Source organism: Allobosea sp. NPDC003192 (assembly GCF_050275675.1).
GTDB lineage: Bacteria > Pseudomonadota > Alphaproteobacteria > Rhizobiales > Beijerinckiaceae > Allobosea.
Genome location: NZ_JBNNPK010000025.1, coordinates 1 through 12,963 on the forward strand (window position 1 = coordinate 1; position 12,963 = coordinate 12,963).

The 12,963-nt window shown below is 68.0% G+C and carries 9 protein-coding genes; 6 read left to right on the forward strand and 3 right to left on the reverse strand.

What is annotated here, in order from left to right; translation table 11 throughout:
• Nucleotides 1-191: 191 nt before the first annotated feature.
• On the reverse strand, nucleotides 192-1,166 hold the full coding sequence (locus ACQKLX_RS25920; protein WP_427364443.1) for an L-threonylcarbamoyladenylate synthase: 975 nt from the start codon (nucleotides 1,164-1,166) through the stop codon (nucleotides 192-194).
• Between the two features lie 166 nt (nucleotides 1,167-1,332).
• Here ACQKLX_RS25920 and ACQKLX_RS25925 point away from each other — a divergent pair, with 166 nt between their 5' ends.
• The gene (locus tag ACQKLX_RS25925) at nucleotides 1,333-3,108 is read left to right on the forward strand and encodes an acyl-CoA dehydrogenase (protein WP_427364444.1); all 1,776 of its coding nucleotides are present in this window, start codon (nucleotides 1,333-1,335) and stop codon (nucleotides 3,106-3,108) included.
• 20 nt (nucleotides 3,109-3,128) lie between these two features.
• Here ACQKLX_RS25925 and ACQKLX_RS25930 read toward each other — a convergent pair whose 3' ends face one another.
• Nucleotides 3,129-3,920: a class I SAM-dependent methyltransferase gene (locus tag ACQKLX_RS25930; protein ID WP_427364445.1), complete on the reverse strand. Its 792-nt coding sequence runs from the start codon at nucleotides 3,918-3,920 to the stop codon at nucleotides 3,129-3,131.
• A gap of 68 nt (nucleotides 3,921-3,988) precedes the next feature.
• Here ACQKLX_RS25930 and ACQKLX_RS25935 point away from each other — a divergent pair, with 68 nt between their 5' ends.
• Together ACQKLX_RS25935 and ACQKLX_RS25940 are read left to right on the forward strand one after the other, a co-directional pair.
• Nucleotides 3,989-4,846, forward strand: coding sequence for an SDR family NAD(P)-dependent oxidoreductase (locus tag ACQKLX_RS25935; RefSeq protein ID WP_427364446.1), 858 nt, complete (start codon nucleotides 3,989-3,991; stop codon nucleotides 4,844-4,846).
• A 17-nt stretch (nucleotides 4,847-4,863) separates the two neighbouring features.
• The gene (locus ACQKLX_RS25940; RefSeq protein ID WP_427364447.1) at nucleotides 4,864-5,724 is read left to right on the forward strand and encodes an SDR family oxidoreductase; all 861 of its coding nucleotides are present in this window, start codon (nucleotides 4,864-4,866) and stop codon (nucleotides 5,722-5,724) included.
• A 10-nt stretch (nucleotides 5,725-5,734) separates the two neighbouring features.
• Here the strand turns inward: ACQKLX_RS25940 and ACQKLX_RS25945 are convergent, their stop codons facing one another.
• Nucleotides 5,735-8,230 (reverse strand): methyl-accepting chemotaxis protein, encoded by a 2,496-nt coding sequence (locus ACQKLX_RS25945; RefSeq protein WP_427364448.1) that lies wholly within the window; start codon nucleotides 8,228-8,230, stop codon nucleotides 5,735-5,737.
• 219 nt (nucleotides 8,231-8,449) lie between these two features.
• Between ACQKLX_RS25945 and ACQKLX_RS25950 the strand changes: the two genes are divergently transcribed.
• The 3 genes from ACQKLX_RS25950 (at nucleotide 8,450) to ACQKLX_RS25960 (ending at nucleotide 12,812) form a co-directional block, all read left to right on the forward strand.
• A complete protein-coding gene (locus tag ACQKLX_RS25950; protein ID WP_427364449.1) occupies nucleotides 8,450-9,439 on the forward strand; it encodes a magnesium transporter CorA family protein in 990 nt (329 codons plus the stop codon).
• Nucleotides 9,440-9,477: 38 nt separating this feature from the next.
• Complete coding sequence (locus ACQKLX_RS25955) at nucleotides 9,478-11,256, forward strand: SLC13 family permease (RefSeq protein ID WP_427364450.1); 1,779 nt, start codon at nucleotides 9,478-9,480, stop codon at nucleotides 11,254-11,256.
• Between the two features lie 188 nt (nucleotides 11,257-11,444).
• Complete coding sequence (locus ACQKLX_RS25960; RefSeq protein ID WP_427364451.1) at nucleotides 11,445-12,812, forward strand: dicarboxylate/amino acid:cation symporter; 1,368 nt, start codon at nucleotides 11,445-11,447, stop codon at nucleotides 12,810-12,812.
• Nucleotides 12,813-12,963: the final 151 nt, after the last annotated feature.

Consider the following 12,963-nt stretch of genomic DNA (forward strand, 5'->3'; position numbering starts at 1 on the left):
GCGCGCGAGGCTTGGCTCACGCCTCCGCAAACAGCCGCCGCTGCAATTCGTCCCACATGTGAGGCTGATCATCGGCGAAACCACGACGCCGCTCACCCAGTCACCCCTCCCAACCCTCCCCCACAAGGGGGGAGGGCTCCCGCGCCCAACAGGCCAGGGTCACGCCATCGCCGTAAGTGATTATACCGCCCTCAGCGTGGCGCCGCAGCGCGGCGCAGCCGGTCGTTGATCGCTTCGCCGAGGCCGTGCATCGGGATCGGCGCGACGGCGATTGTTGCAGGGCGCTGGTCGTCGAGCCGGCGCATCGCGGCGAAGAGATTGGCTGCAGCCTCCGTCAGGTCGCCCGCCGGGCTGAGATTGAAGGCGAGTGCGGGGAGGGCACCGTTCGGTTCCTGTCCGAAGCCGAGCCAGGCCTCGCCTGGTCGCGGCGCTTCCGCGTCGAGCCTCACGGCAGCGCGCGGCGCGTAGTGCGAGGCGAGCAGCCCGGGTGAGACGGGAGCAGCACCGCCTTCTTCGACGATGACGAGCGCTTGCCCGATCGCGGCTTCCAGCGCTGCCCGCGGCACGCCGCCCGGCCGCAGCAGGCGCGGCGCGCCGCCGAGGCAGGCGACGATACTGGATTCGACTCCGACCGCCGTCGGCCCGGCATCGAGCACAGCGTCGATACGGCCATCGAGATCGGCGAGCACGTGATCGGCCTGGGTCGGGCTGACCCGTCCGGAGCGATTGGCCGAGGGCGCCGCGATCGGCCGGCCCGCCGCCTGCAGCACGGCACGCGCCACCGGATGCGACGGCACCCGCAGCGCGACGCTGTCGAGCCCGGCGCGGGCGAGGCTGCAGACCGTGCACGAGCTCGAAGCCGGCACGACCAGCGTCAGCGGCCCCGGCCAGAACGCCTTCGCCAGCGCCAATGCAGGCGCATCGAACAGGCCCTGGCGGCGGGCTGCCTCGGCATCCGGCAGATGCGAGATCAGCGGGTTGAAGCTCGGGCGCTCCTTGGCGGCATAGATCGAGGCGACGGCGCGGTCGTCGCTGGCATCGGCGGCGAGGCCGTAGACCGTCTCGGTCGGCAGCGCGACCAGCCTGCCGGCGCGCAGCAGCTCCGCGGCGGCGGCGATGCCGGCCTCGTCGGCGGAAAGGCGCTGGGTCTGGCGAGGTCCTGTCACGGTCGCTCTTGAAAGTTCATATGTAAACTATAACAATGCCGGGATGGCATGTGCGAGAACGCGCCGCTTGGCGCGTGGGCAAGCGCATAGTTCGCGGCTAGCATCGCCGTCAACGCAACGAGACAAATGCCCCGCCATGCTGCGTGGGCGCCGAGGGAGGTAAGCGATGTCGTACCGTGCTCCGGTCGAGGATATCCTGGCGACGATGCGCCATGTCGCCGGGCTCGACGCCCTGATCTCCGAGGGGCTGGCACCGGAACTCGCGGATGGCGTCACCGAGGCCGTGCTGGAGGAAGCCGCGAAGTTCGCCGGCGATGTCCTCGCGCCGCTGAATGTCGTCGGCGATCGCGTCGGCTCCAAGCTCAAGGACGGCACCGTCGTCACGCCGCCGGGCTGGAAGGAGGCCTATCACGCCTGGGCGCAAGGCGGCTGGAACGCGCTGCCGGGGCCGGAGGCCTATGGAGGCCAGGCTTTGCCGACGCTGGTGCAGTCGGCATGCACCGAAATGTGGAATTCGGCTGCCTTCGCCTTCGCGCTCGGCCCGCTGCTGACGGTCGGCGCGATCGAGGCGCTGCATGCCCACGGCTCCGACTATCTGAAGGAGACCTATCTCGCCAAGCTCGTCTCCGGCGAGTGGATGGGCACGATGAACCTGACCGAGCCGCAGGCCGGCTCGGACCTCAACGCGCTGCGCTCCAAGGCCGAGCGCGCCGGCGACGGCACCTACCGCATCAGCGGCCAGAAGATCTTCATCACCTATGGCGATCATGAGATGACGGACAACATCGTCCACCTCGTCCTCGCCCGTCTGCCCGATGCCCCTCCCGGCACGCGCGGCATCTCGCTCTTCCTCGTGCCGAAATATCTGGTCAACGCCGACGGCTCACTCGGCGCGCGCAATGATGTCCGCTGCACCGGCGTCGAGCACAAGCTGGGCATCCATGCCTCGCCGACCTGCGCGATGAGCTATGGTGACGAGGGCGGCGCGATCGGCTGGCTGATCGGCGAGGAGAATCGCGGCCTCGCCTGCATGTTCACGATGATGAACAATGCCCGCCTCAACGTCGCGGTGCAGGGTGTCGCCATCGCCGAGCGCGCCTATCAGCAGGCGCTCGCCTTCGCGCAAGAGCGCAAGCAGGGCACCGCGCTCGATGCGCCCAAGGGCGCTCCGATGAGCCCGATCATCGTCCATCCCGACATCCGCCGGATGCTGATGGAGATGCGCGCCAAGACGCAGGCCGCGCGTACGCTCTCGCTGCTGCTGGCTGCATTGCTCGACCGGTCGCATCGCGAGGCCGACGAGGGCAAGCGCAAGGCTGCGGCCGAGCGGGCGGCGATCATCACGCCCATCGCCAAGGCTTATGCCACCGATATCGGCGTCGAGGTCGCATCGACCGGTGTCCAGGTCCATGGCGGCATGGGCTATGTCGAGGAGACCGGCGCAGCCCAGCACCTGCGCGATGCCCGCATCGCCACCATCTATGAGGGCACCAACGGCATCCAGGCGATCGACCTCGTGCTACGCAAGCTGCCGCTCTCCAATGGCGACGCGGTCAAGGCGCTGATCGCCGAGATGCGCGGCGTCGTCGCTGCTGTGCGCGAGGCCAATACACCCGGCTTCGGCCACAGCGCGGCGCGGCTCGGCGCGGCCGTCGACTCGCTCGAGCGTGCGACCGAGTGGATGCTGGCGACGATGGGCATCGACCAGGCGAGCGCGCTCGCCGGCGCGACGCCCTATCTCAAGCTGTTCGCGCTCGCCCAGGGCGGCACGGGCCTCGCCAAGAAGGCGCTGGCGATGCAGGGCGAGGACCAGGGCGCCGCAGCGCTCGCCACAGCCCGCTTCTATGCCGAGCACCATGTCTGTGAAGCCACCGCGCTGGAGCTCGCCGTAACGGAGGGCGCTGGCGCCGTCGAGGATTCGGCTGCGGTCTTTGCGGCGTGACGCCTCTCGCCGCACCTGACCTATCGCGCCGGTTTCCGCACGCGCATGTGCAGGAAGAGCGGCGCGATATAGGTGTCGGCGAGATAGGGCACGGCCTTGGCCGTTTGCGCATCGACACCCGGCTCGTGCATGTGCTCGATCCGGAAGCCGGTCGCGACCAGCAGATTGATCCAGTCGCTCAGCGTGCGGTGGAAGCGCGGCACCCGGAACGGCTCGACCCTGGCCTTCTCCTCAGCGGGTGCTGCGCCGAAACGCCAGCTCTCGATCTCGCCGTCGCTGACGCGAAAGTACTCGCGGACCTCGATGCCGAGCACGTTTCCGGCCTCGTCCCGCATCACCTTGCGGCCCGGCGTGGCGAAGCAGGGATGCAGGATCGAGAACTGCAGGAAGCCGCTCGGCTTCAGCACCCGCTTGGCCTCGGCGAGCACGCGATCCTGGTGCGGCATGTCCATCAGCGACATGAAGGCGGTGGCGAAATCGAAGGAGGCGTCGGCGAAGGGCAGGGCCATGCCGTCGGCGACGCGATAGGCGATCCCAAGCGGGTTGGCAGTCTCGGCTTCCTGCGCGTGGCGGATGAAGGTCGGGGCGATGTCGACCGCGGTGATACGTCCGCCGGCCTCGGCGAGCTTGCGCGTGTTCGAGCCCTCGCCGCAGCCGATGTCGAGGCCATCCAGGCCGTCGATGTCGGGCAGGTTGGCGAAGAAGGCCGGGGTGTTCTGCGCGTCCCGGTAGAGGTCGTAGCCGGCGCGCGCATGTCGGGTCCAGGTTTCGGCATTGGCCTCCCAGCAGGCCGCGACTTCGCTCGCTTCCATGATCGTCCTCGCCGTTCGGGGGAGGGGGCTTCTAGCGGAGCCGCTCGCATTGCGCCAGCGATATCGCCATGATCGATAACAGCCCGCAAAAGCCGCTCGCCGGCAAGGTCTGCCTCGTCGCCGGCGCCTCGCGCGGGCTCGGGCGCGGCATCGCAAGGGCGCTTGGCCAGGCCGGCGCCACCGTGATCGTCACCGGCCGCTCCAGCGAGGCCGGCCCGCGCACCGACCAGCGCTCGGAAACCTTCGAGGACACCGCCCGCGAGGTCGAGGCCGCCGGCGGCCGCGGCGAGCCCTATCGCTGCGACCACACCAATGAGCGCGAGGTCGACCAGCTCGTCGCCTGGTCACTGCGACGTTTCGGTCGGCTCGATTGCGTCGTCGACGCGGTCTGGGGCGGCAATGAGGGCTATGATGGCGAGCGCTATCCGGATGGTTCGGCCTTCGGCGCGCCGTTCTGGCGCCGCCCGGTGGCGCGGCTCGGCCAGAGCTTCGAGAGCGGCGTCTATGCGCAATTGCTGCTCGCGCGCGCCGTCGCGCCGGCCATGGTGCAGATGCGCCAGGGGCTGATCATCACGGTGAGCTTCGACACCGCCGGCGGCTATCTCGGCGATGTCTTCTACGACCTGTCCAAGGCGGCGATGAACCGGCTGACGCTGGCGATGGCGCAGGAGCTCAAGCCCTTCGGCGTCACCGCGCTGGCCTTGTCCCCCGGCCATGTCCTGACCGAGCGCGTGCGCGACGCCGGCATGGCCGACGAGACCACCGAGACGCCGCTTTATGCCGGCCGTGCGGTCGCGGCGCTCGCGGGCGATCCGGATGTCGCCCGCCATGCCGGCCAGGTGCTGCACGTCGCCGATCTGGCGCGCGCCTATGGCTTCACCGATGCGGACGGCAGCCAGCCGGACCGGTTCATTTTGCAAGACTAATGAGGGAGGAGACCTGCATGTCGCTCAAGGGCAAGACGCTCTTCATCACCGGCGGATCGCGCGGCATCGGCCTCGCCATCGCCATCAAGGCGGCGCGCGACGGCGCAAACGTCACCATCGCCGCCAAGACGGCCGAGCCGCATCCCAAGCTCGAAGGCACGATCTACACCGCTGCCGCCGAGATCGAGGCGGCTGGCGGCAAGTGCCTGCCATTGATGGTCGACGTTCGTGACGAGCAGAGCGTCGCCGAGGCGATCGCCAAGACGGCGCAGACCTTCGGCGGCCTCGACATCGTCGTGAACAATGCCAGCGCGATCTCGCTCACCAACACCCAGATGACCGACATGAAGCGCTACGATCTGATGCACCAGATCAACACGCGCGGCACCTTCATGGTCTCGAAATACGCGATCCCGCATCTGGAGAAGGCGGAGAACCCGCATATCCTGATGCTGTCGCCGCCGCTCGACATGAAGATGCGCTGGTTCGCCCCGCACCTCGCCTACACCATGGCGAAGTATGGGATGAGCATGTGCGTGCTCGGCCTCGCCGGCGAGCTTGCGCCGAAGGGCATCGCCGTCAACGCGCTCTGGCCGCGTACCACGGTCGCGACCGCGGCCGTTAAGAACCTGCTCGGCGGCGACAAGATGGTGCAGGCGAGCCGCACGCCGGAAATGCTGGCCGACGCCGCCTGGATGGTCTTCAACAAGCCCTCGCGCAGCTTCTCGGGCAATTTCCTGATCGACGACAATTTCATGGCCGGCGAGGGCGTCACCGACTTCACGCCCTATCGGGTCGATCCGTCGGTGCCGCTGATGCCGGACTTCTTCGTGCCCGAGGAGATCAAGCCGCCTGAGGGCGTGAAGGGCGGTGTCTGAGCCAGAAGGCTCAGAACTCCTCCCACTCGCGCTCGCGCGCTCCGCCGTTCGCGACCTTGCGGGCTGACATCGGAGCCGCGGGGGCGGGGTGTGCCTTCCGCGCCGGTGCGCGCGGAGCCGAGCGGGTCTCCGACATGGCGGCCGCGGCGAGGTTGCGCAGGCGCTCGGGCTCGCTGGTCGAGCGCGTGTCACCACCCGCGATGCGGAAGGCCGCCACGAGCTGATCGAGGCTGTGGATCTGGTCGGCGAGCGAGGCCGCCGAGGCAGCGCTCTCTTCGGCCAGCGCGGCATTCGCCTGGGTCATCTCGTCCATATGCGCGACGGTCTGGCTCATCTCGTCGATGCCGTTGGCCTGTTCGCCCGCCGCAGCCGAAATCTCGACCACGGTCGCGGCGACCTGACGGGAGGCCGAGACGATCTGGTCGAGAACGGCGCCGGCCGAGCGGACGAGCTTCACGCCTTCCTCGATCTCGCTGGTCGAGGACTGGATCAGGGTGGTGATGTCCTTCGAGGCCTCGCCCGAGCGCTGGGCGAGGGTGCGGACCTCCGAGGCGACCACGGCAAAGCCCTTGCCGGCATCGCCGGCGCGGGCCGCTTCCACGGCGGCATTCAGCGCCAGCAGATTGGTCTGGAAGGCGATGCCGTCGATCACCGAGGTGATGTCGGTGATCTTGCGCGAGGCGGCCTCGATCCGCTCCATCGCTGCGACCGCGTCCTGAACGATCATGCCGCCCTGCTGCGCGACGCTCATCGCTTCGTCGGAGGCGGAGGCCGCAGACTTCGAGGACCCAGCGCTCGCCTTGACGGATGCCGCGAGCTCCTCGGTCGTCGCCGCGGTTTCCTCCAGCGAGGCCGCCTGTTCCTCGGTCCGCTTGGCGAGGTCGTCGGCGCCGGCCTTGATCTCGCGGGCAGAGGCGGAAACCTGCGAGGTCGTCGCCTGGATGCCGCCGATCGTGTCCGAGAGCCGCTCGACCGTCTCGTTGACCGAATGCTTCAATTCGGCGAAGCGACCCTGATAGCTGGTCGCGACCCGGCGGGTCAGGTCGCCCTGCGAGACGGATGCCAGGATGTCGGCGAATTCCGTCGTCGCGCCGTCGACCACGGCGTTGATCTGGTTGATGCCGTTGACCAGCTGCTGCATCTGCGCGTCGGCGTTCTCCAATTGCAGCCGGGCGCTGAAATCACCGGCCGCGGCTGCGGCGACGACCGTCCCGACGTCATTGACCACGGCAATCATCGATTCCGTCCGGGCGGCGCGCTCGGCTGCGGCAGCGCGCTCCTGCGCTTCGAGCGCCTGAACGCGCAGCCCGTTCTCCTTGAACACCCTGACGGCGGCGGCCATGCCGCCGATCTCGTCATTCCGGCCATTGTCCATGACCTCGGCGGTGAAGTCGCCCTGCGCCAGCTGCTTCATCGAGGCGGTCAAGGCGGTGATCGGGCGCGTCACGCGGCTTTGCACCAGCCAGAGGCCGATCAGCGCGAGCACCAGCGCGGCGAGCAGGAGCAGGCCGTAGGCGACGAGCGAGCGCATCGCCGCATCGGCCTTCGCGTCGGCGACATCCGACACGACGTCGATGGCGCGGCTCGCCACGGCGCCAAGCGTCTCGGAGGCGGCGACGATCTGGTCGCGCCATTGGTCGGGATTGATCGAAGGCTTGCGCCCGCCAGTCACGTTGGCGACGAGGTCGGCCCGCGTCGCCTTGAAGGAGCCGCCGAAATAGCTGTTCTCGGCGGTGGCGAGCGCGTCCTTGAGCGCCTGCGGGGTGCTGGCCTGGCCGATGAGCTGCCTCACCACGCCCCAGGCGAACTCCATGCGCGCATCGTTGACGAGGACGGCATTGCTCTCCTTGGCGTCGAGCGGGCGGTCCTGCGCGACGGCGTTGTTGAGGACGATGGTCGACGAGCCGCTGAGCGAGCGCGCGGCCCAGGCCATCGCGCGGACGGAGGTGAGGTTGGCGAAGCTGGCGTCGAGCGCGAGGATGCGATCCTCCAGCGTTGCCGAGGCGGCCTCGAGCGCGGTCAGGAACTTGCCGGTCTGAGCCATGCTGGCCCCGGCCAGCTCCTTCTCCCGCGCATCCAGCGGCAGCTTCCAGTTGGCGTCGACCTTCGCCCGCAGAGGCTTCAGCGCCGCGACATGGCCGTCGATCTCGGTCGAGACGGTCTTGGCGACCTCGTAGCCGTTGCTGCGGATGATTCCCTGCGCAGTGGCGATGGCGTCGTCCAGACGCTTGCGCCGCATCAGCACGTCCTCGATCATCCCGCCATTCTTCTCGGTCGGCATCGACAGCGCGCTCGCGCCGTTGCCGCGCTCGTAGCGCAGGTTCTGCAGAGCCGTGAAATAGGCCTTGTTCAGATCGGCGAGAGCGGACACCTCGACGGCCCTGTCGTGGCGCGTCCAGGCCTGCCAGAGCGCTTGCGACGAGAGCGTCACGATCGCCGCGCTGGCAAGGCCGAGCACGGTCAGGAGCATGGTCTTGATGCTGAGATTCTTCGCGGCGTTGAGCATGACAGATCCGGAGGGGCGACAGATTTGTTCAGTGTCTCATCGTGCGATTGATTTTATGCTAACCACGTTGCCGGGGCGGGGTGGCCACACCGGGCAAGTGAATGTCGTGCCGGGATCGGGTATCCGCAGCTACGCGTCATCGGTTTGACACTGCCGGACGTTTGGAGTTGGTGCAGTGCAAATCCGCGCCGTGCGGCGCCCGATTCCGGATGACCGGCCATGCTCCTGATCCACGGCATCTGCCAGACGAGCGGCGACAAGCTCGTGCCCCGCACTCTCGCCATCGAGGATGAGATCCCGCCCGGCGCGATCTGGATCGACCTGCTCAACCCGACCGCACCGGAAGATGCCAAGATCGAGCAGCATCTCGGCATCTCGATTCCGACCCGGGAGGAGATGCACGATCTCGAGCCGTCCGAGACGATCTATGCCGAGGACGGCGCGCATTACATGACGGCGCGCGTCATCTGCCAATCCGAGACCAATGTCCCGCGCCTGGCCGACGTCACCTTCATCCTGACCGAGAAGGCGCTGGTGACCGTGCGCTATGACGAGCCGGGCGCCTTCAACATCTTCAAGAACCGCGTCGGCAAGCCCGGCGGCTGCGAACCCGAGCCGGCCGGCGTGATCGAGGGTCTGATCGAGGCGATCGTCGACCGCGCCGCTGAGGTGCTGCGCGGCGTCGGCGACCGCATCGATATGCGCTCGCGCCAGATCTTCGACGGAGACAGCGCCCATGTCGAGCATGGCCGCGCCTATCAGGCGGTGGTCCGCAAGATCGGCCAGTACGAGCACATCATCTCGAATGTCCGCGAGAGCATGGTCTCGGTCGAACGCGTGCTGCTCTACCTGTCCGCCAACTTCAAGCGCACGAAGAAGGCGGCAGGCGGCTTCAATCCGGAATGGCGCTCCTCCCTGCGCGACGTCCAGGCGATCGAGGAGCACGCCACCTTCCTCTCCAGCAAGCTGCAGTTCATGCTCGACGCGACGCTCGGCCTGGTCAGCATCGAGCAGAACAAGATCATCAAGCTGTTCTCGGTCGTCTCGGTCGCGCTGATGCCACCGACGCTGATCGCCTCGATCTACGGGATGAACTTCAAGACGATGCCGGAGTTGGAATGGCAGCTCGGCTACCCGATGGCAGTCGGCCTGATGGTTCTCTTCGCAGTGCTGCCTTACATGTTCTTCCGCTGGAAAAAGTGGCTTTGACCATGCCGCGGCGGTGCGCCTTCGGATAGCTTGCCTGCATGACGCTGCCGCAGATTCTGTCTTGTTCCCTGGTTGCCGCGATGATGGCGGCCTTTGTCTGGGGCAGGTTGCGCTACGATGTCATCGCTCTTCTGGCTTTGCTCGCCGGTGTCGCGCTCGGCGTCGTGCCGGCCAAGGAGGCCTTCAAGGGCTTTTCCGACGATATCGTCATCATCGTCGCCAGCGCCCTGATCGTCAGTGCCGCGGTGGCGCGTTCGGGCCTCGTCGAGACCGCGCTGGCGCGCATCTCTCCCGCGCTGCGCTCGACGCAGATGCAGGTCGCCGTCCTCGTCTTCGTCGTCGCCGCCATGTCGGCGATCATCAAGAATATCGGCGCGCTCGCGATGATGCTGCCGATCGCCTACCAGCTCGCCCGCAAGGACGGCAAATCGCCCTCGGTCTTCCTGATGCCGATGGCCTTCGCCTCGCTGCTCGGCGGCATCGTCACGCTCGTCGGAACGTCGCCGAATGTGATCGTTGCGCGTGTCCGCGAGGAGCTCGGCGGCAAGCCCTTCGCCATGTTCGACTTCACTCCGGTCGGCATCGGCATCGCGCTTGCCGGCTGCGTCTTTCTCAGCCTCGCCTACCGGCTGCTGCCGAAGGATCGCCAGGGTTCGCGCTCGCTCGACCAGGCTCTCGACATCAAGGACTACGTCACCGAGGCGCGCATCCCCGAGAAGGGGCCGCTGGCCGGCAAGACCGTCGCCGATCTCAGGAAGCCCGGTGACGGCGAGGTCGAGCTCGTCGCGATCCTGCGCGATGGCGAGCGCCGTCGTGCGCCGCTGCCCGATGCCAGCCTGCGCGCCGGCGACATCCTGCTGCTGCGCGGCGAGCCCAAGGCCCTGGAGCGTGTCGTCGCCGATGGCGGGCTGGAACTCGTCGGCCAGCATCGCTCGACGCAGCGCGAGGGCTCGCTCGATCCGGCCCGCACCGGCGAGGCGATCGTGACGCAGGGCTCGCTGCTCGAAGGGCTTAGTGCCGCGCAGGTCGACCTGCACGCGCGCTTCCACATCAACCTGCTCGGCATCAGCCGCGCCGGCGAACGCTTCACCGAGCGCCTGCGCGACATCCGTTTGCGCGCCGGCGACGTCGTACTGCTGCAGGGCGACGAGGATCTGTTGCCCGAGCGGCTGCGCGAGCTCGGCCTGCTGCCGCTGGCGGCGCGCAGCCTCGCTCTGGGGAGTACGCGCCGCCGCTTCGTCACCGGATCGATCGTCGCTGCGACGGTCATCGTCGTCGCGCTCGGCCTGCTGCCGGTGGCGATCGCCTTCTTCGCCGCCGCGGTGGCGCTGCTCGTGACGCGAGCGCTCTCGCTGCGCGACGCCTACGACTCGGTCGAGGCGCCGATCCTGGTCATGCTGGCGGCACTGATCCCGGTCAGCGACAGCCTGCGTGCAACGGGTGCAACCGATGTCTTCGCCGGGCTGCTGGCACAGATCGGCGCCGGGCTGCCGGGCTGGGGCGCGGTCGGGCTGATGCTCGTCGCGGCGATGGCAGTGACGCCCTTCCTCAACAATGCCGCGACCGTACTGGTGATGGCGCCGATCGGCGCCGGCTTCGCCAAGACGCTCGGCTACAATCCCGACGCCTTCCTGATGGCGGTGGCGATCGGCGCCGCCTGCGACTTCCTCACCCCGATCGGCCACCAGTGCAACACGCTGGTGATGGGGCCGGGCGGCTACCGCTTCGGCGATTATGCCAGGCTCGGCGCACCATTGTCGCTGCTGGTGATCCTGCTCGCCGTGCCGCTGATCCTCTTCGTCTGGCCGCTGCGCTGAGCTCAGGGCACCCGCGGATGCCAATCTGGCCTTGAGAAAATAATTCCCCTTAGAGCGTTTCCGTAGAGAACATTCCCGCTGTCGGGATGGCGCAAAAGGGACGTGCTTGGCTTCCCGCAAGTTGCCGTGGCGCTTATATAAGCAGCAGACATGTTCAGCCGTATTGCGGCGATCGACGAGTTCCTGCCATGACCACAGTGACGTCCCGAGCCGGCGCGGCGACCGCCGGCGCCAAGCCATTTTACGTGAATTTCGGCTTCCAGGTTCTGGCGGCCATGGTGGTCGGGCTCGTGCTCGGCTGGATCGCGCGCAATATCGGCCCGGACGCGGCCGGCCAGCCGAACTGGCTGACTGTCACGCTCCAGACGACCGGCTCGATCTTCGTGCAATTGCTGCAAGCGCTGGTGCCGCCGCTGATCTTCACGGCGATCGTCGCCTCGATCAGCAATCTCCGGCAGCTTTCCAACGCCGCCGCGCTGGTCTGGCAGACGCTGCTCTGGTTCGCGCTCACCGCCTTCATCGCGGTGTTGATCGGTATCGCGCTCGGCTTGATCATCCAGCCCGGCATCAATTCCGGGGTGCTCGCCGCCAGCGCCAAGGCGCCCGGCTCGGTCGGCTCCTGGCTTGACTTCCTGAAGGGTCTCGTTCCCGCCAACATGCTCGGCCTGCAGGCCTCGACCCGGATCGATGGTGGCGCGGCGACGACGCGGCTCGGCTTCAACGTGCTGCAGCTGCTGGTGATCTCGATCGTCGTCGGCGTCGCGGCGCTGAAGGTCGGCGAGCGCGCCAATGCGTTCCTGTCCTTCAACGAGTCGCTGCTGGCGATCACGCGCAAGATCCTGTGGTGGGTGATCCGGCTGACGCCGATCGGCACCATCGGCCTGCTCGGCAACGCCGTCGCGCAATATGGCTGGCAGACCCTGCAGCAGCTCTCCTGGTACGCCTTCGCGATCTATCTCGGCCTCGCCATCGTGCTGTTGGTCGTCTACCCGGCGCTGCTCGTCCTGCACGGGCTCTCGCCCCTGCGCTTCTTCGCGGGCGCCTGGCCGGCGATCCAGCTCGCCTTCGTCTCGCGCTCTTCGGTCGGCACCTTGCCAGTCACCGAGGCCGTGACCGAGAAGAGCCTCGGCGTGCCCCGCGAATACGCTGCCTTCGCCGTGCCGCTCGGCGCCACCACCAAGATGGATGGCTGCGCCGCGATCTATCCGGCGATCTCGGCGATTTTCGTCGCGCAGTTCTACGGCGTGCCGCTCGGCATCCAGGAATATGTGCTGATCGCTTTCGTCTCGGTGATCGGCTCGGCCGCGACCGCCGGCCTGACCGGCGCGACGGTGATGCTGACGCTGACACTCTCGACGCTCGGCCTGCCGCTCGCCGGCGTCGGCCTGCTGCTCGCCATCGATCCGATCCTCGACATGGGCCGCACCGCGGTGAACGTCGCCGGCCAGGCGCTGGTGCCGACCATCGTCGCCAAGCGCCAGGGCATGCTCGATCAGGCGCAGTACGATCGCGCCGGTGACATCGAGGCGATCGACGCCGGCGCGCAGACTGCCTGAGGCGCGGCAGATCGGGGTCGTCTTGGCGCCGGGCCACCAGCTGGCGCTCTAACCCCTCCCCCTTGTGGGGAGGGGCAGGGGTGGGGGGCGCAAAGCCCGAGCGGCCTTGCCGCTTCGGTAGCCTTGCCCTTACTGCCAGATTTCCTCTTCT